This window comes from Pedobacter sp. T50_32 (assembly GCF_057652195.1).
This window is the reverse complement of the sequence record NZ_JBYFBY010000008.1, coordinates 137,802-158,841: the sequence shown is the minus strand read 5'-3', so window position 1 is coordinate 158,841 and position 21,040 is coordinate 137,802. Positions and strand designations below refer to the sequence as shown.

Here is a 21,040-nt window from a genome sequence, read left to right as displayed (position 1 = left end):
CCCCTCTTCCTCCGAAGCGGAGTGCAAAGGTAGAAAAAATATATCCACACACAACACAAGAAGCGTTTTTTATTTGACACAAGGCACAACCAGCTGGAATACAATGAGAAAAAATGATATGCTATTATCGAAATGCTGATACATGTACAGATATGTCCACCGCAAATGAGCTTTAATACTATGTTTATTATAAAATCCGGGACATTCCGCATTACATTATATTATCGCAAAGAAAGCAAGAGCTCCGCAAAGGACGCAAAGATTGACCTATAGGCAACATGCAGGTAAGCGGAATACCAATGGCAATGCCTTTGAAGAGTAAACCCGATGGAAATGAAAAGCCCGCAAGCGAGGTACGAGTGCGGACTTGTAATGTACAGCGGGACTATCTTTTCATAGCAGCTGTAATTTTGATTTTCTAAAACTTTTAAAACTAATATTGGCCTGTTGCCAACATAACCAAGGTGCAAGCTTCCGTATATTCTATATTGTTTGCATCTAATACTCGTTGCAGTTCTCTATTTTCGGTACCAGGATTAAAGATGACGCGTTGTGGCTTGGTGGCAATGATATAATCGAAGTATTCTGGCTGTGTTGCGGGACCAATATAAAGTGTTATGGTATCTATATCTTGATGGATGGTTTGCGGTTTTTCTATAGGCGCACCTGCAACTTCTCCTTTTTTAATACCTACGTTGACAATTTGGTGGCCACGACCGGTTAACATGTGAGCCGCTTTATAGGAATACCTACTTGCATCTGGACTTGCGCCTATGATTAATGTCTTTTTCATTTCAACTTTCTTGATTGCACAGTTTGGTTACTTACTAAGTAAAACGAATTTACGAGGTTAATGTTTATGCTGATTTAGAATTGCGTTTGCACAGTTGATACCATCTATTGCCGCAGATACAATTCCGCCAGCGTAACCGGCACCTTCGGCGCAAGGATAAAGCCCTTTGATTTGCGGGTGCTGGAAAGTTTCCTTATCTCTCGGTATGCGCACAGGAGAAGATGTTCTACTTTCGACACCGACTAAAATTGCTTCGTTAGTGTAGTAACCTTTCATTTTTCTTCCAAAGACTGGAAGTGCGCCACGTAAACTCTCCGAAACAAACTCGGGAAGTATATTATCTAGCATTGCACTTTTTGTACCCGGCAGGTAAGAGTTCTTTGGCAAATCGAGCGATAGACGGTTTTCTGCAAAGTCAATCATACGTTGTGCGGGCGCAACCAGGTTGCCGCCACCTGCTTCAAATGCCTTTTGCTCTATTTCGGCTTGAAAATGTAACATCCGCAGCGGATCGTAACCTTGAACATCATCTAAAGTGACTTGAACTACAGTACCTGAATTTGCGTAGGGATTGTTTCGCTTTGATGGTGACCATCCGTTGACCACAATTTCGTCTAAACCTGTAGCACAGGGAGCAATGATACCTCCCGGACACATACAAAATGAAAACACACCGCGACTTTTAACTTGCTCTACCAAACTATAATATGCGGGCGGAAGATATTCGCTCCTGATATCGCAGTGGTATTGTGCTTGGTCGATGATGTCTTGAGGATGTTCTATTCTTACTCCTAGGGCGAAAGGTTTAGCCTCGATTAAAATATTTTTGCGATGTAAAAGTTCGTAGATATCTCTAGCAGAATGACCGGTTGCTAAGATAACTGATTTAGCAGGGATTTCCTGCTCGTGGTTTATGATAATCCCCTGAACGCTTCCATCTTTGATAATCAGATCTGTGAGTTTTGAGTCGAAAAGTACCTCTCCCCCCGCTTCGAGAATGGTTTCGCGAATGGCAGTAATGATATGCGGTAGTTTATTGGTTCCGATGTGGGGTCGAGCATCGATTGTGATGTCTTCATCGGCACCGTGTTGCACAAAAATTTGCAGTACCTTATTAATATCGCCGCGTTTGTTAGAACGGGTATACAATTTACCATCAGAGTAAGTTCCGGCGCCGCCTTCGCCATAGCAATAGTTAGATTCTGTATTTACGATACCTTGCTTATTGATAGCAGCTAAATCTCTACGACGTTGCTTTACATCTTTTCCTCGTTCTACCACTATTGGCTTTAAACCATTTTCTAAACATTGCAATGCGGCAAATAATCCAGCGGGGCCAGCGCCTACAATGATTACTTTTTTGTCATCGCTTACTTTGGGATACTTAAATATTTGTTCTTCGGAGATGTAATCTTCGTCTATAAAGGCTCGAACCTGCATCCGATAAACAACCTTTCTCGAACGAGCATCGATAGAACGTTTTAATATCTTGAAACTTGTGATTTTTTGGGCGCTTACATTTAATGCTTTGGCAAGGCTTTCTGTAATTGCGGCCTGATTATCTACATTGTGAGGAACAATGGTAATTTCGATGTCTTTTTGCATATCAATAGTCGAGTTTTTATCTCGAACATTGCAAAATTAGGATTATTGTTGGATTGTTTTATTGTTAAATTGTCTGATTGTTGTACAAACAGATATTAGATGCTCTTATTTTATTTACTTATCTTGTGGTTAAATATGGCAAGTTGTCAGTTTTTTATCTGTTTTAGTAACAAGGAACGGATATTGATATCTAATCATCAAAATAAAAAACCTAAAAAGAAATAACATGAAAAAAGTTTTAATTGGAATTGTTGCGATTGTTGCAATAGTAGCTTTGTTTAGTGGCTGTGGATATAACAGTTTAGTAAAGCTAGATGAAGATGTTAAAACAAAATGGGGTGCTGTTGAAGCACAATACCAACGTAGAGCGGATTTAATACCAAATTTAGTAAGTACAGTAAAAGGTGCTGCAAAATTTGAGGAGTCGACATTGACCGCTGTGATTGAAGCTCGTAGCAAAGCAAGCCAGATTACTGTAGATCCAGATAAGCTTACTGAAGAAAATATGCAGAAGTACCAACAAGCTCAGGGACAGATTACACAAGCTTTGGGTCGTTTGATGGTATTGACAGAAAACTATCCGCAGTTAAAGGCTACAGATCAGTTCAGAGATTTATCGGCACAGTTAGAAGGAACCGAAAACAGAATTACTGTTGCTCGTACTGATTATAACAGCTCTGTACAAACTTACAACACTAAGGTCAGATCGTTCCCTAACAACCTTACTGCTGGAATGTTCGGCTTTTCACAAAAGGCGGCATTTAAAGCGGACGCTGGTTCTCAAAATGCTCCTAAGGTAGAATTTTAGTTATAAAAAACCTTTTTTACAGGGTAATGTATAAGTTCGCTTTTGAATTATACATTACCCTTTACTTTTTAATTTATACTTATGTCTATTTTCACTACCCAAGAACAGGAGCAAATTGCCCATACTATTACTGAAGCTGAAAAAGCGACTTCTGGAGAAATTAGGATTGCTGTTGAGAAATATTGCAAGGGAGATGCTTATGAAAGAGCAGCGGTTTATTTCCATGAATTAGGGATGGACCAGACTTCACAACATAACGGCGTATTGATTTATTTAGCAACCGAAGACCATAAGTTTGCAATTATTGGTGATAGAGGCATTAACAAATTGGTTCCGTCTGATTTTTGGGAAACAACCAAAACGGCAATGAGAGCTCATTTTATGGCTGGAAATTTATGCGAAGGGGTTATTGCCGGCATCGCTTTAGCTGGAGAAAAACTATCGACATTTTTCCCAAATAAAAATGATGATGTGAACGAACTTCCGAATGACATCTATTTTATAGATCAACACAAAAGCTAATTCAATTATTGCTATTTACTAATCATCACTTATTACATATATACGGATGAAAAAAATATTTCTGCTATTTACCTTGCTACTTACTTTCACTTTCGGATTTTCTCAAGATTTTCCGAAGAAATCTAATAGGCTCGTAAATGATTTTACCAATACTTTATCTGCCGATCAAGTAGCCAACTTAGAACGTAAGCTTGTAGCTTTTGATGATTCGACGTCGAACCAGATTGCTGTAGTGATCATTAAATCTGTTGAAGATTACGATATTAATGAATATGCCTACAAGCTGGGAAGAAATTGGGGAGTTGGCGGTAAGGAAAAGAACAATGGCGTAGTTTTGTTGGTGGCACTTGGCGACCGCAAACTATCGATACAAACTGGATATGGTTTAGAAGGTGCATTACCTGATATCTACACTAAAAGAATTATCGAAAACGACATTAAGCCATTTTTTAAGGAAGGAAATTATTATGCTGGCATTGATGCTGGAACTAATTCTATCATTTCGTTAGTAAAAGGCGAATACAAAAATGATAAACCTAGAACAAAGAAGAGTGTTGGTGGTGCTGGTTCTGGTATCATTATATTGGTTATCATTATTGTGATTATCATTCTGATGAAACGTGGTGGTGGCGGCAACGGTGGCGAAATTATTGGCGGCCGTGGTGTTTCTGATGCTATTTTCTGGGGAATGCTATTTGGTAGCGGCCGTAATTCTGGCGGTGGTTTTGGTGGCGGCTTCGGTGGAGGAAGCGGTGGCGGTGGTTTCGGTGGATTTGGCGGCGGTAGCTTTGGCGGTGGTGGAAGTAGTGGAAGTTGGTAACTTGAATTACGATTTAGAAACAAACGCCCGACGCTAAACGCAAAACCATAAAAATGTACAGAAGAGACTTACTTACAGCAGAAATTGAACGGCTGGCCCAGGTGTTAGCTAGAATTATGGGATTAAAATTAGAAGGAGATTTAGCACAAGCTAATTTACTCTTAAACGAAACTTTACAGACTTCTTTCAATTTACCACCTTCTGTTTTGGAAAACACTGACTTATCAGTTTTTGAGAGTTGGCTGAACGAAACTGATATTCCAGCTGAAAAACTGGACACGTTAAGTGAGTTTTTGTATTACGAGCTAGGTATTAGTCCAGAACGAAATACTTTGATTGCTCCAAGACTGAATCTTATCTACAAAGTTTTAGCAGAGAAGCATAAAATTGTGCATTTGACAAACTTTCACAGACAGGAAATTATACAGCAATATTTACCCCCTGCTCCGTAAAGGGAGTATCAGCAAAATACTCGAAAGCATACAACTTTACAACAATCTACATGGAAATAAAAAAATGGCAGAAACTTGCCTCTAAATATTTAGTACAAGAAAAATGGGCAACTTTAAGAGTTGATACTTGCAAACTACAAAATGGAACCGTTAAGGATGATTATTACGTACTGGAATATCCAAATTGGGTAAACGCAGTTGCCTTAACTAAAGACAATCAAATTATTATGGTGCGTCAATATCGCTTTGCGGGAGATATCATTTCATTAGAAATTCCGGGAGGTGTAATTGATGGCGATGAAGCTCCTGAAGTTGCTGTTAAAAGAGAATTATTGGAAGAAACCGGATACAGCTTTGATAGCTGCGAGCTGATTGCGACTTTATACCCAAATCCCGCAACGGCAACTAACCAAACCTTTACTTATTTACTGAAAGGTGGTGTGAAAACTCACGAGCAACATTTAGATGAACATGAAATTTTAAACGTAGAGCTATACAGTATTGATGAAGTGAAGCAGTTGTTAAAGGATAACAAGATTGATCAGGCTTTGCATGTAGCTGGTCTGTTTTATGGGTTGGCAAATTTGTAGATATTAAGTTATGTCATTGCTTCGTGCCTCGCAATGACGAATTGGTTAACATAAAAAAGGCTGAGCAAATTTGCTCAGCCTTTTTTATGCGTTATACGAGTATTAACTCATTTTCAGCTTTTTCTGAATATCGTTTACGTAAGCTTTAAACTTCTTGTCCGTCTCAATCAAATCTTCTACTGTTTGGCAAGCATAAATTACGGTCGAGTGATCTCTACCGCCAAAGAATGCACCAATGGTTTTTAATGAAGATTTGGTATGGCTCTTAGACAAATACATTGAGATTTGACGAGCTTGCACAATTTCACGTTTACGTGTTTGTGATTTTACCATGTCTACTGGCACCTCGAAATATTCACAAACCAATTTCTGTATATATTCCATCGAAATTTCTTTCGAAGTATTTTTGATAAAGTTCTTTAACATCTGTTTAGCTAACGCTAAATCGATGTCTTTCTTATTCAAAGTAGATTGCGCAAGTAATGAAACCATTGCTCCTTCCAGCTCACGAACGTTATTATCAATGTTGTGTGCTACATACTCAACTACCTCACCTGGCAACTCAATACCATCAGCATACATTTTCTTTTTAAGGATAGCTACACGAGTCTCTAAATCTGGCACCTGCAAATCTGCAGATAAGCCCCATTTGAAACGGCTTAACAATCTTTCTTCTAAACCTGCTAAATCTTTAGGTGCTTTATCTGATGTTAAAATCACTTGCTTACCTGATTGATGTAGGTGGTTAAAAATGTGGAAGAAGATATCCTGAGTTTTTTCTTTACCGGCAAAGTTGTGCACATCATCCATGATGATTACATCCATTGCTTGGTAGAAGTTCACGAAATCGTTAATGGTATTGTTCTTTAACGAGTCTACAAATTGTTGGCAGAATTTTTCGCAAGACACATAAATCACCAGTTTGTCTGGCATATTGCGTTTAATTTCGTTACCAATAGCTTGGGCTAAGTGAGTCTTACCTAAACCTACTCCACCATATATCATTAACGGATTAAAAGAAGTTCCTCCCGGCTTTGCAGCTACTGCATAACCTGCAGAGCGAGCTAAACGGTTACAATCTCCTTCTATATAATTATCAAAAGTATAATTAGGATTTAATTGAGGGTCTACATTTAGCTTTTTTAAACCCGGAATAATGAACGGATTTTTAATGTCTTTATTAATAGCAACAGGTATAGGCATAGACTGCGTTTTAGCCTCTGCACCATTACCGTTAGATGGCATATTTGTAGTATATGGAGACCCTGTGCTAGACGACTTATCTACCACTATATTATATTCCAATCTACCTTCGTCTCCTAACTGCTTTTTTACCGTTTTTCTAAGCAAACCAACATAGTGTTCTTCAAGCCATTCGTAAAAAAATAAACTAGGCACCTGTATGGTTAAAACTTTGCCTTCTAGCTTAAGGGCAGATATTGGTTCGAACCAAGTTTTGAAACTTTGATTCGGAATATTATCCTTAATGATTTGAAGACAGCTATTCCACACTTCGGTACAAGTTTTTTCCATATCGTTTTCTATAATCTATTGGTTTTCAGTTCTAAAAGGTGCGATTAGATACCGCACATTTGGGACTTCGAATATTCAAAAAATTATCAACATTCCGAATATTTTTTTGAATTATTTTGTAACTACTTAATCAGCAACAGCATAAATGAGCCCACCTAAATAATTGATGTTAATAACTATTTTTCCACATCACTTTTAGGAGTATTTTTAGTACTCGCCGAACACCTCACGTAAGCAGTTTGCTATTTCTCCTAAGGTAGCATATTCTTCTACAGCAAGCAATATAAATGGCATTAAATTTTCAGTTCCATTTGCTGCGTTTTTCAAATTTAAAAGCGCAGCTTCAACAGCTTGGTTATTTCTTTCGGCTTTTAACTTCTTAAGCTTGTTAATTTGTATCGTTCTAATAGACTCATCTATATTAAACACCTCATCAAAACTACCTTCATTTTGAGTGAATTTGTTCACCCCTACAATAATTCGATCACCACTCTCTACTTCCTTTTGATATTGGTATGCGGCATCAGCAATCTCCTGTTGGATGTAACCATTCTCTATCGCATTCACCGAACCACCCATTGCTTCTATCTTATCTATATATATAATAGCAGCAGCTTCAATCTCATCCGTTAATGCTTCAATAAAATACGAACCAGCCAACGGGTCAACCGTATCAGTAACACCGCTTTCAAACGCAATAATCTGTTGTGTACGCAGAGCGATTTTGGCCGCAGCCTCTGTGGGTAACGATAAGGCCTCGTCGTAACCATTGGTATGTAACGACTGTGTACCGCCCAATACCGCAGCAAGGGCCTGGTTCGATACCCGCATCACGTTATTTAAGGGTTGTTGTGCAGTTAAAGTAGAGCCACCTGTTTGTGTATGGAAACGAAGAATCATCGCCTTTTCATCCGTTGCACCCAAATTTTTAACGATGTTTGCCCACATCCGCCTTGCAGCCCTAAATTTGGCAATTTCTTCAAAAAAATTATTATGGCAATTGAAGAAAAACGATAGTCTTTTGGCAAATACGTTAATATCCAAGCCTTTTTGTAGCGCCGCATTTAAATAAGCTTTCCCGTTGGATAGTGTAAAGGCCAATTCCTGCACTGCAGTAGAACCGGCTTCGCGAATATGATAACCAGAAATGGAAATCGTATTCCACTTTGGTAATTCTTTACTGCAATATTCGAAAATATCGGTAATGATACGCATGGAAGGTTTCGGCGGATAAATGTAAGTACCCCTAGCTGCATACTCCTTTAAAATGTCGTTCTGAATTGTTCCCGAAATTTGTGACAAATCTGCACCTTGTTTCTTTGCCAACGCAATATACATCGCTAATAAAATAGAAGCAGTAGCATTGATGGTCATAGATGTAGTAATTTTCTGCAACTCTATGCCGTCAAACAAAATTTCGATATCCTTCAAAGAATCTATCGCTACACCAACTTTCCCAACTTCCCCTTCGGCCATATCATCATCAGAATCGTAGCCAATTTGTGTAGGTAAATCGAAAGCTACCGATAAACCCATAGTACCTTGAGCTAATAAATAATGGTAACGCTTATTAGATTCTTCAGCGGTAGAAAAACCTGCATACTGGCGCATGGTCCACAATCTACCACGATACATATCTTTTTGTATGCCTCTGGTAAAAGGAAACTCTCCTGGCAACTCCTTTTGTTTGGAATTGGCCGGATAAACAGGCTTGATCTCAATCCCGGAAGTGGTTGTATGTTTTTTGTCCATGGTATACTTGGTTTATTGATTTGGTTATCCCGATAGCTATCGGGAGTTGAAATTGATTAATCGGTTAACTGACAACCCACCAACTGTTAATTAAAAGCTGGTTCGATTAAACGGTTTAAACGATTAACCGCAATGAAAACGATTAACCTCAAAATAGTTTATGTATATCTTGTTTAATTAAGCCGATGGTAAGTTCGTATGGATTTTCGGCAATTTCGCTCATATGGTTCAGCACTTTCTTACTTAACTCAACCCCCGAACTGTCTGCAGGCAGGTTCTTTACTGCATTATTAATCATTGCAATGGTATCATCTTTCAACTTTTGGATAACCGTCCACGTACCCGCCTCCAAATAAAGTTGTTGTGTAATATTATGCTGAAATTCGGTTTTAATTTCGTTTACCGCTACGATTTGCAACGCTGCAGTTTCTATTCCAGATTGATGCAAACGCAACAGCAAGTTCGATGGATTTATCCGATCTACAAAAATGATCATCCGCTCATGCGCCTGCAAACGAAGACTTAAAAAATCTGCTTTGCTATCAGGCTGTGCTGGTTCTTTTCTACGCTGCAAAAACGACATTATATCGTTTCTCACCATGTAGTATGCTACAACCACAATGATAGTACCACCCAATGCTAGTGTTGCCGAGTTCCAAAGAAATTTACTTAAATCCATTTTAGTTTTGTTTATACATCGTAATATTAGCCATAACGACAGGCAAAAATGTACATAAATATTTATATTTGTTTATCATAATTTTAAAATAAAGATGAGTAATCCTGTTGAAACAACTTTTGCACCTGTAACCTTTACTTTAGGTGCAGTTGCCGAATTAAATAAGCTTAAAGACCAACAAGAAATTGCTGAAGACTTTGGTCTACGTGTTGGCGTTGAAGGTGGTGGCTGTTCTGGCATGAACTACGTTTTAGGTTTTGATCAAAAGAAAGAAGGCGATCAAGAATTTGTAATTGATGGCATAAAGGTGTTTATGCACAAAGCTCATCAGATGTATTTGATGGGTATGCAAATTGACTGGCAAAACGGCCTAAACTCGAGAGGCTTTACCTTTAGCAACCCAAATGCGGCTAGCACATGCGGTTGTGGCACAAGTTTCTCGGTTTAAAAGCTAATACTTTGTAACATTTCCCGATGTCTCGTTGTCTTAACAGCGAGACTTTTTATTTTTACATAGGTGTATTTTAAAAAGAAAGTGTAGCTTTCCTGCCTATTTAACATCCAATTACCAGCAATGAACTATAGAGAAAACGTACGATTAGCGATGCAATCTATTAAAAGTAACCGTTTGCGTACTTTTCTTACAGCCCTCATTATTGCTATCGGTATTTCTGCACTAGTGGGAATTTTGACAACCATAGATGCCATCGAGTATAAAATGACCGATGCTTTCTCTAGTATGGGCGCCAACTCTTTTACCATTAGAAACAGAGGCACTGGTATTAGAATTGGTGGATCTGGCGAACGCCCTAAAAGCTTTAAGCCCATTAGATATGAAGATGCGCTTAAATTTAAAGAGAGATTAAATTCACCGGCAGGTGTGTCTATAAGTGTTTTTGCTAGCGGTGGTTCTACAGTTAAATATGCTCAAGAAAAAACTAACCCTAACATTAATATACGCGGTATAGACGAAAATGGCTTGGCTGCGCAGGGTTTAGAGCTAGCCCAAGGCAGAAGTTTCAATAATTCGGAGTCCTTAGGCGGGCCAAATATTTGCATTATCGGCTCTGAGATCGCTAAAACGCTATTTAAAGGCGCAGACCCGCTCGATAAAGTGATCACTGCCGGTAATAACCGCTTAAGAGTAATAGGTGTGCTGGTGGCCAAAGGCTCTAGCATGGGAGCAAGTATAGACCGTGCAGTTTATGTACCTTTATTCAAGGCGAAACTTATAAACTCAAACGCAAATCCATCTTATACCATCACTGTAATTGTACCAAGTCAAGATCTGGTAGAGAATATTATCGGCGAATCTACTTCTACGTTTAGAGCTATACGCAAGTTGAAAATTGGTGAGGCCAACAACTTCGAAATCACCAAAAGTGATGCGGTAGCCCAAACACTTTTCGAGAATTTAAAATTAGTAAGGTGGGGCGGTATCGCTATTGGTATCATCACTTTGTTGGGTGCATCTATTGCTTTGATGAATATTATGCTGGTATCAGTAACCGAGCGTACCCGCGAAATAGGTATTAGAAAAGCCATCGGGGCAAATCCAGTGGTCATCAGGAAACAATTCCTTATCGAAGCTATTGTAATTTGTCTTTTAGGTGGTATCATGGGTATTTTACTCGGGATAGCGTTAGGCAATGTTGTATCTATGATGATGGGTGGTGGATTTCTAATTCCGTGGGCATTTATTGCCGGCGGTTTGGCACTTTGTATTATCGTAGGCATTCTTTCTGGTTATTATCCAGCACAAAAAGCATCGAAATTAGACCCGGTAGAGGCATTGCGTTACGAGTAAACGAAGTAGAAGTTTTTCTTTTTTGGAAAACAGGCGTTAGTAATGCTTGGCTTGTGTAGCCCTTCTTTCCGCTAAAATCTTTTTGCGCCAGGCCCACCGTCATTTCGAACGTAGAGAGAAATCTCAAAGTTTGAAATCCTTATGCAACAGATTTCTCTCTACGTTCGAAATGACGCATCAAAAAGTATTTCCGCTATAATAAGGTTTAATGGTTATAAGTTTAGTGCCTATGGCTAAACGTTACAACAACAAATTATTCAACTGTCCTTGTGTGATCAGTTTTTCTACCCTCGATGTATTTAAACTGTCTTTTAGCGCCTGTGCATGGCGCAAGTGGTGCATATCACTACCTAAAAAAGAAATGCAATTGTGATCTACCAAGCTTTCAGCAGCACTTTTAACGCCTTTGCCATAATAGCCAGTAAGCGATATCGTGTTCAACTGCAAGAAGCACCCGTATTCTTTAATTTGCAGATAGTTTTCGATACTACCATGATAATATGGATAACGTTCTGGATGTGCCAGCACTGGATAAAAGCCCGCATCTTGTATTTTAAATAACACATCCAATAAATTTGGTGGCTGGTTTATATAGGAAAGTTCAAATAGCAGGTATTTATTGCCAAAACCAAGCACTTCCTTCCTATCCAATTTATTAATGAAAGTTTCGTCGAAATAATATTCAGCTGCTGCTTCAACTTCTAGGTTAATCTCATTTTTTAGCAAGCCTTCTCGTAAAATATCTAAACCATTATGGATAGTATCTGGCGTGTTTCTATAAAAATCTGCCATCACGTGTGGTGTAGCAATCAGTTTTTTAAAGCCAAGCGACACAAATTTTCTTGCCATTGCTAAAGAGGCTTCCAAATTCGGTGCACCGTCATCAATACCAGGAATAATATGCGAATGCATGTCAGTACCTATCGAAGAAAAATCGATATTAGGTTCTTTACTGCGTTTTTTGAATAGACCGAACACTTGGTGAAGTTAAAAGTTTAAAATCAAAAGTTATATAAATGTAGAACCGAAATCAATCAATATTTTTTCGCCAAACCTAAATCTACAGCAGTTTTACCGATATAACTTTCATGAACTTTACTCAGCAATTCGTTCACTAGATCTTTTAAATCGAACTGTAAATCTTCATGAAGTTTTTGAAATTTACGTAGCACAATTTGTATGGATTTAACCACATAATTTGCCAATAATTGTTCGTGATTTTTTGAAAGAGAATATACTTTGTATCTAAATTTCATAGGTGAGGCATTGAACAACAAGAGTTTTAATTCTATCTCTTCAAAATCTGCCTTTGTCACTTTATAAAAGTGATTAATTTGCTTCGTAAGCTTCCTAAGCACCAACAATGTATCTTTCGCACTGGTTTTTGGAGTGGCATGCAAATCTTCCAAAACCGTCTCTATCTCATTTTTAATAAAAGCAACCCTATCTCTAAGGTTGCTTTCATCTTCAAGTAATAAGAAATGTAAATGTTCGGTAAGCACTTTATCTTTAGCTACCAAGCGCAAAAGCAGTTTATCCTTTTCTTTTATCGGCAGCGCCAAAATTTCCTTTTTCAGGTCTTTGTGCTCACTTAACTTCATCTACAAAGGATTGTCTTTGATATATTTTTCCCATTCCCAAGCAGAACGCATCATCTCGTTTAAATCTAGTTCTGTCTGCCAGCCCAATACATTTTTAGACTTTGTAACATCACCATAAATTTTTTCGATATCACCTTCTCTTCTTGGTGCAATTTTGTAATCTAATTTTTCACCAGTAGACTGCTCAAAAGCATTGATAATTTCTAAAACCGAAGAACCTTTTCCAGTTCCTAAGTTGAAAACATCATAACCATCAACCTTACCATCTTCCAATCTCTTTACCGCAGCAACATGGGCCTTTGCCAAATCCACTACGTGTATATAATCTCGAATAGCAGAGCCATCTGTTGTATCGTAATCATCACCAAAAACCTGAATTGCGCCTCTTTTACCAATAGCCGATTGAGTTATAAATGGCACTAAATTTTGAGGAACACCATTTGGCAATTCGCCAATTAAAGCTGTTTTGTGCGCACCTACTGGATTAAAATAACGCAAGGCGATCACATTTAAACCTGGAGTAGCTTTAGCAGTTTCCACTAAAATTTCTTCAGCAATTTGTTTAGTGTTGCCGTAAGGAGATTCCGCTTTTTTCACTGGGCTATCTTCCGTTACCGGCAATTGATCTGGCTGACCATAAACGGTACAAGAAGAAGAAAACACGAAGTTGGTTTTCGGATAGGCCGCCAACAGGTTAATGAGCGTATAAAAGTTATTTTTGTAGTATTTTAACGGTTGTTCTACCGATTCGCCTACGGCTTTGTACGCTGCAAAATGAATAATACCGGTGATATCTTTGTTATCCGCAGCAAATTTGTCTACAGCATTGGTGTCTTGTAAATCAAGTTCTAAAAACTGAAAGCGCTTTCCAGTAATTTTTTCCAGTTGATCTAAAACCTTGATGTTGGAATTTGAAAGGTTATCAACAATAATCACTTCGTAGCCTGCGTTATGCAATTCTACAACGGTGTGCGAACCAATATACCCGGTTCCGCCTGTAACTAAAATTTTTGACATTTTATTTATTGTAGGTAGTAAAATCTTTATGGTCTATTTTCGCTAAGGCTTCTGCCGATAGCGACTTAAAATATTCGTAGGTGATCTTCAATCCCTCTGCTCTATTTACTTTTGGTTCCCAGCTCAAAAGTTCTTTCGCTTTGGTGATATCTGGTCTTCTTTGCTTCGGATCATCTTGAGGTAGTGGTTTGTACACAATTTTTTGGTCTGTGCCCGTCAACTTGATGATCTCCTCACAGAACTGCTTAATCGTAATTTCATCCGGATTACCGATGTTCACTGGACTAGCATAATCTGAGTGTAGCAAACGATAAATACCTTCAATCAAATCATCTACATAGCAGAACGAACGCGTTTGGCTGCCATCACCAAAAACAGTTAGGTCTTCGCCTCTTAACGCCTGCCCAATAAATGCGGGCAACACTCTTCCATCATTTAGTCGCATACGCGGACCGTAAGTATTGAAAATACGCACAATTCGGGTTTCCACTCCGTGGAAAGTATGATAAGCCATTGTTATTGCTTCCTGAAAACGTTTTGCTTCATCATAAACTCCACGCGGCCCAACTGGATTTACATTGCCCCAATATTCTTCAGGCTGTGGATTGATATTTGGATCGCCATATACCTCGGAAGTTGACGCAATGAGCATTCTAGCTCCTTTAGCTTTTGCCAAGCCCAATAAATTATGTGTACCCAAAGAACCTACTTTTAAGGTTTGGATAGGAATTTTCAGATAATCAATTGGACTTGCAGGTGAAGCGAAGTGTAGGATATAATCCAATTTTCCTGGAACGTGAACAAACTTAGAAACATCATGATTGTAAAACTCGAAGTTCTCCAACCTAAAAAGATGTTCAATATTTGCCAAATCACCTGTAATCAGGTTATCCATACCAATAACATGGTATCCTTCCTTGATAAATCTATCGCAAAGGTGCGAACCTAAAAATCCGGCTGCACCTGTTATTAATACTCTTTTACGTTCCATCTAGCTTACAATTTTACGACCGATACTGTTGTAATAATAACCCAAGTCAATCATTTTCTGTAGATCGAAAAGATTACGACCATCAAAAACAACTTTGTTTTTTAGCACCTCTTCCATTTTCTCAAAATCAGGGTTACGGAAAACCGGCCATTCTGTTGCAATTAACAAGGCATCTGCTCCTTCCAAAGCTTCATATTGGTCTTTAGCATAGCTGATTTTATCTCCCAGCAATGCTTTAACATTTTCCATCGCCTCTGGATCGAACACCGTAACCTGAGCCCCCGCAGCTAACAAATCTTTAATGATGTACAATGCTGGCGCCTCTCTGATGTCATCGGTTTCTGGTTTAAAGGCCAAACCCCAAAGCGCAAATTTCTTGCCTTTAATGTCATCTTTGTAATACTTCAAAACTTTGTCGGTTAAAACAACTTTTTGTTTTTCGTTCACATCCATTACAGCTTTCAAAATCTTGAAATCGTATTTATGCTCTACCGCAGCTTTTTCTAGTGCCTGTACATCTTTCGGGAAACAGCTTCCGCCGTAGCCAATGCCTGGAAACAAAAATCTCTTGCCAATCCTGTCATCAGAACCAATCCCCTTACGCACTGCATCAACATCAGCGCTAACAATTTCACAAAGGTTGGCTATTTCGTTCATGAAAGTTATTTTGGTAGCCAAGAAAGAATTGGCCGCATATTTTGTGAGCTCCGAAGAACGCTCGTCCATATAGTAGATTGGATTTCCCTGACGCACATAAGGCGCATAAAGTTCACCCATCAATTTCTTTGCTTTTTCGCTTCTTGTGCCAATAACTACACGGTCTGGCTTCATGAAATCATCAACCGCCACACCTTCGCGTAAAAACTCTGGATTGGAAACAACATCAACCTCAATACTGGTATGCGCTGCAAAAACGGCAGCAACTTTATCGGCTGTACCAACTGGAACTGTAGATTTATTTACGATTACTTTATATTCTGTAATTAGTTTTGAAATATCTTTTGCCGCTCCAAGAATATAAGATAGATCAGCAGCACCGTCACCACCTGGAGGAGTAGGTAATGCCATAAAAATAATTTGCGCTTCTTTTATGCCCTCTGCCAAATTAGTTGTAAACGACAAACGACCTTGTGCAATATTGCGATGGAAAAGTACATCTAAGCCGGGCTCGTAAATTGGCAATTGCCCTGCTTTCATTTTATTTACTTTTTCTTCAACAATATCTACGCAAATTACATTGTTTCCTGTTTCGGCTAAACAAGTACCTGTTACCAAACCTACGTAACCAGTACCAATTACTGCTATCTTCATAAATTAATTCTAGATTTAATAGCAGCGAATATACTAAAACTTAGTAATAAGATGTGGCTGTTGAGAACCTACTTCTGTAAATTTAATATTGAACCGTTAGGTCTATTTGCGCTAACAATTTATCTAATTCGGCAATACGCTTGTCTTCGAAATAAGTAAGCTTGTGCATATTAACCATCTCCAAAAGTGCTGTTAAAGACATGTAATCGTTGCCATCTACCAATACTCGTAAAACATGGGGCAAAGTATCTGATACAATCGAACATTTTAAGCCTTTCAATTTACCGTTCACCAATTCATCATATAGAATTTGAAAGAAGAAGTAATTGATGATTTTATCTTGTGTTTTCCAATAATGCAGAATTAGATCGACCATTGTAGCGATTACCACACTGCCCTTTTTTGCAAAAATGATACTATTTAACATTTTAACTCTGTATCTCGGATCCCAACTCCAGTAACTGGTATGAGGCCCAGCCCAGAACGATTTATTCGGCTCGTCATCACTACGCTGAAAAACGAAATAGTCTTGATTGCTAAATTCTTTCGAAAGTGGAGCAGTGAGCAAAATAGTTGCATCTAGCCATACACCTCCATAAACGTGAAGCAGTGACAGCCTAAGTAAATCTGAAAAAAACACTTTCGAAAACTTGGTTTTATTTTCTGTTTCCCAAACAAAGTCAGGAAAATCTAGATACTCTCTAATGTTATCGTCGTTCAAGCGAATAACCTGATAATCGCCTTTATATTTATCTACAGAATCAAAGCACCGCTGCACAACAGCTGGTAGCGGAGAACCGTCGTTTAATTGCCCCCAATATTGCCAAATGACTTTTTCACTAATTTGTTGCTTAGCTTTTAAGGAATTCTTTTCTATTTTACCTTCAAAGTAATCAGATATAATGGGTTGCCAAAACTTAACAACCCGACCATGCTTACGGGCTACTATTTGATTGCGAACCAACCCCCAAACTTTATTAGGTATTGATTTAAGATCGAAATAGCGTTGCTGTTTACTCATGTTTTCCTTTGTTACTAACATTGCGCCAACTGCGCCATACCATCTAAACGACGGTCATGTTGTCACAAACGTAGATAATTTTCTTTTATTTGTACCGAAACAGTAGGTATTTATGTAGTTTTATCGCTGTAAAAAGCAGAAATAAGAGAGATACTACTTCATGTTAAGAAACGAATTTAAGGGCAAAACTATTCTCGTCGCGGTTCCAGACTACATTGGACTTCCTGATAGATTTAGAAAAAACCTAGAGGCATTGGGCTTTGACGTTTTCAATATTTCAAGTGATGTAAATTTAAAAATCGGCTTAAAAAACAACCTGATTCATCTTTATAAAAAAATAGTTTTTGGAATAAAAACTTACAAAAGAGAAAGAAAACAATTATTAGATTTTTTTAACCAATTAGAAAAACTAAAACAGCAAAATATCAACCAATTTGATTTTACGCTTTTCATCCGTCCCGATAATTTTTCTGATAAGCTAATAGAAACTGTGAGAGGACATTCTTCTAAGTTAGTTGCCTATCAGTGGGACGGCATGAATGTTTATCCTGAGGCCTACAAAAAGATACAGTTTTTCGAGAGATTTTTTGTGTTCGATTTTAACGATTTGAAAAATGAAAAGTTGTTACCTCTTACAAATTTTTATTTCGACGACATTAATCCGAAAGAAAATAAAAATGACGCTTATTTTGTAGGAAATTATAAAGCAGATAGAATAGAACTGCTACTAAGTATATCTAGGAAACTAAAAGATTTAGGATTCAAAACATCCATTAATCTATATGTCTATTCCCAAGAGCAAGCTAGTCAAGTGAGAAATGAGCCGATAAATATATTGAGTAATGAACTCACCTTTTCGGAAAATGTGCAGAATGTTTCTCAATCTAAAATAGTTATCGATTTCGCAAATAATGTACATTCTGGACTTTCGATGAGACCTTTTGAGGCCTTGGGCTACAAGAAAAAGCTTATTACCAATAATGCCTTGATTAAAAAATACGATTTTTATAGATCAGAGAACATCTTTATTATAGAAGATAATAACCTGAATGGCTTAGAACAATTTATATCCACGCCGTACAAAGATTTACCAGAAGAGATTTACGAGAAATACAGTTTTACAAACTGGTTAAAATATGTGATGGATGTTAAACCTTACATACCTATAAACTTCCCTGAACAGCTATAAAACTGATATCAAAGACATTTTAAATAATGAAATTTAAACTTAACCATCGACTAAGGCTTTACTTTGACTTCTTAAGACAAAGCACTCCACGTTTTGATGGAAAGGTAAAGAATTTTGTTTGGGGATCTGGAGAAAAATCTAATGTAATTGATCGCATACCTAAAGTCATTTGGCTTTATTGGAATGATGAGATCATAAACTCGGCAACTGTTCAATTGTGTTTAGATATTATCAAAAACCTACATGCAGACTATGAAGTTCATTTTATTCATAGGCCTACCCTTGCAGCATACCTTCCCAACTTTCCAACAGAACTATTAAAAAAACCGTCGAATTTCGTCTCAGACATGGTTCGATTGATGCTCCTGGAACAACACGGCGGAATCTACCTTGATGCTACTGTACTACTTTCCAAACCGCTTAACTGGGCTTTACAACTTCAACAAAAGGACTGTTCTGAAGCGGTGTTATATTATGCAGATGAGAATACTCTCGATGAAAAATTTCCTATGGTAGAAACTTGGTTTATTGCCGCATTGCCGCAATCAGCATTTATTAAGGCATGGCGGGAAGAATATCAGAACTGTATGCTAAGTGCTAATTCAGACACGTACTACGAGAACAACGACATATTACCACTAACCAATTTCCCTTTAGATGCTACATATTATGCATCGTACATGGCGGGACAAATTGTAATGCGCAAAAGCCAACAATATAGACTTAGTTTGCTCAGAGCAGAAGACGATGCCTTTAGTTATGGATTAGGCTTTAAGAAAAAGTGGGATGAGGTTGCTATGGCAGACGTGCTATTATTCAATAAAAAAGCCGAGCTTCTTCCAAATCTTATCAAATTGATCCGTTTTGACAGACGACGCTTAGATTACTATATTGAACGGAAGTTTTACAAAAAGTACTCTTGGTTGGGTGAGCTACTATATATGCAAAATGTTAACGATTAGTCCAAATATTTTTAACTTTCCACAACTTATAAACTAACATACCTGAATTTACTCCCGGTATGGTGAAATTGTGCTTACGAGCAAAATCTAGCATACTTGCCTTTGCATGGAGCCAATCTTGATGTACCTTTTCGCGATGCGCCCTATTAGCTTTAGTCATAATGGAATTTTCACGCTCGTAATAAGTGTAATCAGCATTTGGTACTACTACCATTTTTTCTGCAAAGTAAACCGCTGGTAAAGAAAACACTAAATCTTCTATAAAACGCCCCTCTTCGAAATGCAAATTATGCTTTTGCAAAAATTCAACACGAAACAGATACCGCCAAACATAACCCCACCTTCCAACGTAAGTAACCTTTAGTTTTTCTTCTGTATCAGAATAGACTTTATGTTGTTTAAATCGAATAGTTTTATGACGAAACTTTTGATTAACCATACCTCCGCAAGCTAGGTCGGCACCAGTTAGCACCAATGCCTCGGACATATTCTTATAGTAATCGGTATTTATTGTGTCATCTACATCCATAAAATGGATATACTTTCCCGTAGCCGCTCTAATGCCTACATTTCGAGCTGCAGAAAGACCTCTATTTTGCTCTAAATGGATAAGTTTAATCGGATATTTTTCGGCAATAGCTCCTGATTGATCGTTAGACCCATCATCCACTACTATAATTTCGAGTTTCTTGTAAGACTGGCCCAATAGCATCTCTAAACAAGATTTCACATATTGCTCCCCGTTGTATACAGGAACAATAACTGATACTAAAGGTTCGTCACTTACTTCCATATCAATTTTACGATTTTCCGTAAAACATAGGCTGTACGACCAGTATCCAAACCTGGTATTTGAATATGATGTTTTTCAGCAAATGCTTTTCGATAAGCTTTTGCATGATTATGATCTTCACGACGTTTTTTACGGTGCGCTTCGTCTTTTCTAGTCATGATAGAGTTCTCACGTTGGTAATACAAGTATTCTGCACCTGGAACCACCACTACTTTTTCAGCATAAAAAACAGCAGGTAAAGAAAACATCAAATCCTCAATAAAACGACCTTCCTCAAACCGAAGGTTATGCTGTTTTAGAAAATCCAATTTGAACAAATAACGCCAAACGTAACCCCATTTACCTACAAAAGTTGCTTTCAATTTATCATTAGTAGAGGTGAATACCTCACGCTTTTTAAACAACCAAGTTTTATAACTTTTCTTCTCGTTTATCATTCCGCCGCAGGCGATGTCCGATCCAGTCTCGGAAATTGCTTCAACCAACGCTTTGTAATAGTCTAAATTGATTTCATCATCCACATCCATAAAATGAATAAACTCACCTTTTGCAGCATCTATTCCGGTATTTCGTGCAGCGGATAAACCGTGGTTTTGTTCATGATTAATCAATTGTACCTGATAACCTTGTGTCATGGCAGCAGAATTATCTGCAGAACCATCGTTAACAACAATTATTTCCAGATTTTTGTAAGACTGCTTCATCATCATATCCAGACAAGGCTTTACATATTGCTCACCGTTATACACTGGAATTATTACAGAAACCAAAGGCCCTTCTTTCATTTTAAAGAC

Annotated in this window: 22 protein-coding genes; 9 read left to right on the top strand and 13 right to left on the bottom strand. The window is 37.9% G+C overall.

The genetic code is table 11. The features are described from left to right. Nucleotides 1–433: 433 nt before the first annotated feature. Nucleotides 434–793, bottom strand: a complete 360-nt coding sequence (locus AC23ME_RS19480; RefSeq protein ID WP_487729419.1) for a CoA-binding protein — start codon at nucleotides 791–793, stop codon at nucleotides 434–436. 57 nt (nucleotides 794–850) lie between these two features. After that, entirely contained in the window at nucleotides 851–2,398 is a 1,548-nt protein-coding gene (locus tag AC23ME_RS19475; RefSeq protein WP_487729418.1) for an NAD(P)/FAD-dependent oxidoreductase, read from the bottom strand. 226 nt (nucleotides 2,399–2,624) lie between these two features. On the opposite strand from AC23ME_RS19475, the gene AC23ME_RS19470 reads away from it, so the two are divergent. The 5 genes from AC23ME_RS19470 (at nucleotide 2,625) to AC23ME_RS19450 (ending at nucleotide 5,590) form a co-directional block, all read left to right on the top strand. After that, nucleotides 2,625–3,206, top strand: a complete 582-nt coding sequence (locus AC23ME_RS19470; RefSeq protein WP_487729417.1) for a LemA family protein — start codon at nucleotides 2,625–2,627, stop codon at nucleotides 3,204–3,206. 81 nt (nucleotides 3,207–3,287) lie between these two features. Further along, a complete protein-coding gene (locus AC23ME_RS19465; protein ID WP_487729416.1) occupies nucleotides 3,288–3,728 on the top strand; it encodes a TPM domain-containing protein in 441 nt (146 codons plus the stop codon). Between the two features lie 46 nt (nucleotides 3,729–3,774). Next, nucleotides 3,775–4,548, top strand: coding sequence for a TPM domain-containing protein (locus AC23ME_RS19460; RefSeq protein WP_487729415.1), 774 nt, complete (start codon nucleotides 3,775–3,777; stop codon nucleotides 4,546–4,548). 53 nt (nucleotides 4,549–4,601) lie between these two features. After that, nucleotides 4,602–5,000, top strand: coding sequence for a hypothetical protein (locus AC23ME_RS19455; protein ID WP_487729414.1), 399 nt, complete (start codon nucleotides 4,602–4,604; stop codon nucleotides 4,998–5,000). Nucleotides 5,001–5,050: 50 nt separating this feature from the next. After that, nucleotides 5,051–5,590, top strand: a complete 540-nt coding sequence (locus AC23ME_RS19450) for an NUDIX hydrolase (RefSeq protein ID WP_487729413.1) — start codon at nucleotides 5,051–5,053, stop codon at nucleotides 5,588–5,590. Nucleotides 5,591–5,692: 102 nt separating this feature from the next. Here the strand turns inward: AC23ME_RS19450 and dnaA are convergent, their stop codons facing one another. From dnaA to AC23ME_RS19435, 3 genes are all read right to left on the bottom strand, one after another. Continuing rightward, nucleotides 5,693–7,123: a chromosomal replication initiator protein DnaA gene (gene dnaA, locus AC23ME_RS19445; RefSeq protein ID WP_487729412.1), complete on the bottom strand. Its 1,431-nt coding sequence runs from the start codon at nucleotides 7,121–7,123 to the stop codon at nucleotides 5,693–5,695. A 207-nt stretch (nucleotides 7,124–7,330) separates the two neighbouring features. After that, nucleotides 7,331–8,875, bottom strand: coding sequence for an acyl-CoA mutase large subunit family protein (locus AC23ME_RS19440; protein ID WP_487729411.1), 1,545 nt, complete (start codon nucleotides 8,873–8,875; stop codon nucleotides 7,331–7,333). Between the two features lie 148 nt (nucleotides 8,876–9,023). Continuing rightward, complete coding sequence (locus AC23ME_RS19435) at nucleotides 9,024–9,554, bottom strand: DUF7935 family protein (RefSeq protein WP_487729410.1); 531 nt, start codon at nucleotides 9,552–9,554, stop codon at nucleotides 9,024–9,026. 94 nt (nucleotides 9,555–9,648) lie between these two features. Between AC23ME_RS19435 and AC23ME_RS19430 the strand changes: the two genes are divergently transcribed. Both AC23ME_RS19430 and AC23ME_RS19425 read left to right on the top strand, forming a co-directional pair. Further along, a complete protein-coding gene (locus AC23ME_RS19430; protein ID WP_487729409.1) occupies nucleotides 9,649–10,002 on the top strand; it encodes a HesB/IscA family protein in 354 nt (117 codons plus the stop codon). Nucleotides 10,003–10,128: 126 nt separating this feature from the next. Continuing rightward, nucleotides 10,129–11,361: an ABC transporter permease gene (locus AC23ME_RS19425; RefSeq protein WP_487729408.1), complete on the top strand. Its 1,233-nt coding sequence runs from the start codon at nucleotides 10,129–10,131 to the stop codon at nucleotides 11,359–11,361. Nucleotides 11,362–11,601: 240 nt separating this feature from the next. Here the strand turns inward: AC23ME_RS19425 and AC23ME_RS19420 are convergent, their stop codons facing one another. The 6 genes from AC23ME_RS19420 to AC23ME_RS19395 all read right to left on the bottom strand — a co-directional run bounded on the left by AC23ME_RS19420 (nucleotide 11,602) and on the right by AC23ME_RS19395 (nucleotide 17,302). After that, the gene (locus AC23ME_RS19420) at nucleotides 11,602–12,339 is read right to left on the bottom strand and encodes a tyrosine-protein phosphatase (RefSeq protein WP_487729407.1); all 738 of its coding nucleotides are present in this window, start codon (nucleotides 12,337–12,339) and stop codon (nucleotides 11,602–11,604) included. A gap of 56 nt (nucleotides 12,340–12,395) precedes the next feature. Beyond that, entirely contained in the window at nucleotides 12,396–12,962 is a 567-nt protein-coding gene (locus tag AC23ME_RS19415) for a hypothetical protein (protein WP_487729406.1), read from the bottom strand. After that, complete coding sequence (gene galE / locus AC23ME_RS19410) at nucleotides 12,963–13,979, bottom strand: UDP-glucose 4-epimerase GalE (protein WP_487729405.1); 1,017 nt, start codon at nucleotides 13,977–13,979, stop codon at nucleotides 12,963–12,965. It abuts the gene before it with no gap. 1 nt (nucleotide 13,980) lies between these two features. Then, nucleotides 13,981–14,970 carry a UDP-glucuronic acid decarboxylase family protein gene (locus tag AC23ME_RS19405; RefSeq protein WP_487729404.1) on the bottom strand — a complete coding sequence of 330 codons (990 nt, stop codon included), beginning with the start codon at nucleotides 14,968–14,970 and terminating at the stop codon, nucleotides 13,981–13,983. Next, complete coding sequence (locus AC23ME_RS19400; protein ID WP_487729403.1) at nucleotides 14,971–16,281, bottom strand: UDP-glucose dehydrogenase family protein; 1,311 nt, start codon at nucleotides 16,279–16,281, stop codon at nucleotides 14,971–14,973. 82 nt (nucleotides 16,282–16,363) lie between these two features. Continuing rightward, complete coding sequence (locus tag AC23ME_RS19395; protein ID WP_487729402.1) at nucleotides 16,364–17,302, bottom strand: capsular polysaccharide synthesis protein; 939 nt, start codon at nucleotides 17,300–17,302, stop codon at nucleotides 16,364–16,366. A 160-nt stretch (nucleotides 17,303–17,462) separates the two neighbouring features. On the opposite strand from AC23ME_RS19395, the gene AC23ME_RS19390 reads away from it, so the two are divergent. Together AC23ME_RS19390 and AC23ME_RS19385 are read left to right on the top strand one after the other, a co-directional pair. Further along, a complete protein-coding gene (locus AC23ME_RS19390) occupies nucleotides 17,463–18,491 on the top strand; it encodes a WaaS/CpsH family glycosyltransferase (protein WP_487729401.1) in 1,029 nt (342 codons plus the stop codon). Nucleotides 18,492–18,517: 26 nt separating this feature from the next. Then, complete coding sequence (locus AC23ME_RS19385) at nucleotides 18,518–19,453, top strand: glycosyltransferase family 32 protein (RefSeq protein ID WP_487729400.1); 936 nt, start codon at nucleotides 18,518–18,520, stop codon at nucleotides 19,451–19,453. Here AC23ME_RS19385 and AC23ME_RS19380 read toward each other — a convergent pair. After that, nucleotides 19,443–20,246 carry a glycosyltransferase family 2 protein gene (locus AC23ME_RS19380; protein WP_487729399.1) on the bottom strand — a complete coding sequence of 268 codons (804 nt, stop codon included), beginning with the start codon at nucleotides 20,244–20,246 and terminating at the stop codon, nucleotides 19,443–19,445. The two genes, AC23ME_RS19385 and AC23ME_RS19380, sit on opposite strands and share 11 nt — an antisense overlap. After that, the gene (locus AC23ME_RS19375) at nucleotides 20,237–21,031 is read right to left on the bottom strand and encodes a glycosyltransferase family 2 protein (RefSeq protein WP_487729398.1); all 795 of its coding nucleotides are present in this window, start codon (nucleotides 21,029–21,031) and stop codon (nucleotides 20,237–20,239) included. Before AC23ME_RS19375 ends, AC23ME_RS19380 begins: the two co-directional genes overlap by 10 nt. Between the last annotated feature and the right edge of the window lie 9 nt (nucleotides 21,032–21,040).

Excerpts from the sequence above, each read along its gene's own strand:
- AC23ME_RS19390 (WP_487729401.1), top strand. The coding sequence starts at position 17,463 with ATGTTAAGAAACGAATTTAAGGGCAAAACTATTCTCGTCGCGGTTCCA.
- AC23ME_RS19465 (WP_487729416.1), top strand. The coding sequence starts at position 3,288 with ATGTCTATTTTCACTACCCAAGAACAGGAGCAAATTGCCCATACTATT.
- AC23ME_RS19470 (WP_487729417.1), top strand. The coding sequence starts at position 2,625 with ATGAAAAAAGTTTTAATTGGAATTGTTGCGATTGTTGCAATAGTAGCT.
- AC23ME_RS19425 (WP_487729408.1), top strand. The coding sequence starts at position 10,129 with ATGAACTATAGAGAAAACGTACGATTAGCGATGCAATCTATTAAAAGT.
- AC23ME_RS19430 (WP_487729409.1), top strand. The coding sequence starts at position 9,649 with ATGAGTAATCCTGTTGAAACAACTTTTGCACCTGTAACCTTTACTTTA.
- AC23ME_RS19460 (WP_487729415.1), top strand. The coding sequence starts at position 3,775 with ATGAAAAAAATATTTCTGCTATTTACCTTGCTACTTACTTTCACTTTC.
- AC23ME_RS19380 (WP_487729399.1), bottom strand. The coding sequence starts at position 20,246 with ATGGAAGTAAGTGACGAACCTTTAGTATCAGTTATTGTTCCTGTATAC.
- AC23ME_RS19440 (WP_487729411.1), bottom strand. The coding sequence starts at position 8,875 with ATGGACAAAAAACATACAACCACTTCCGGGATTGAGATCAAGCCTGTT.
- dnaA (WP_487729412.1), bottom strand. The coding sequence starts at position 7,123 with ATGGAAAAAACTTGTACCGAAGTGTGGAATAGCTGTCTTCAAATCATT.
- AC23ME_RS19435 (WP_487729410.1), bottom strand. The coding sequence starts at position 9,554 with ATGGATTTAAGTAAATTTCTTTGGAACTCGGCAACACTAGCATTGGGT.
- AC23ME_RS19395 (WP_487729402.1), bottom strand. The coding sequence starts at position 17,302 with ATGAGTAAACAGCAACGCTATTTCGATCTTAAATCAATACCTAATAAA.
- AC23ME_RS19415 (WP_487729406.1), bottom strand. The coding sequence starts at position 12,962 with ATGAAGTTAAGTGAGCACAAAGACCTGAAAAAGGAAATTTTGGCGCTG.
- AC23ME_RS19385 (WP_487729400.1), top strand. The coding sequence starts at position 18,518 with ATGAAATTTAAACTTAACCATCGACTAAGGCTTTACTTTGACTTCTTA.
- AC23ME_RS19475 (WP_487729418.1), bottom strand. The coding sequence starts at position 2,398 with ATGCAAAAAGACATCGAAATTACCATTGTTCCTCACAATGTAGATAAT.
- AC23ME_RS19455 (WP_487729414.1), top strand. The coding sequence starts at position 4,602 with ATGTACAGAAGAGACTTACTTACAGCAGAAATTGAACGGCTGGCCCAG.
- galE (WP_487729405.1), bottom strand. The coding sequence starts at position 13,979 with ATGTCAAAAATTTTAGTTACAGGCGGAACCGGGTATATTGGTTCGCAC.
- AC23ME_RS19405 (WP_487729404.1), bottom strand. The coding sequence starts at position 14,970 with ATGGAACGTAAAAGAGTATTAATAACAGGTGCAGCCGGATTTTTAGGT.
- AC23ME_RS19375 (WP_487729398.1), bottom strand. The coding sequence starts at position 21,031 with ATGAAAGAAGGGCCTTTGGTTTCTGTAATAATTCCAGTGTATAACGGT.
- AC23ME_RS19450 (WP_487729413.1), top strand. The coding sequence starts at position 5,051 with ATGGAAATAAAAAAATGGCAGAAACTTGCCTCTAAATATTTAGTACAA.
- AC23ME_RS19480 (WP_487729419.1), bottom strand. The coding sequence starts at position 793 with ATGAAAAAGACATTAATCATAGGCGCAAGTCCAGATGCAAGTAGGTAT.
- AC23ME_RS19400 (WP_487729403.1), bottom strand. The coding sequence starts at position 16,281 with ATGAAGATAGCAGTAATTGGTACTGGTTACGTAGGTTTGGTAACAGGT.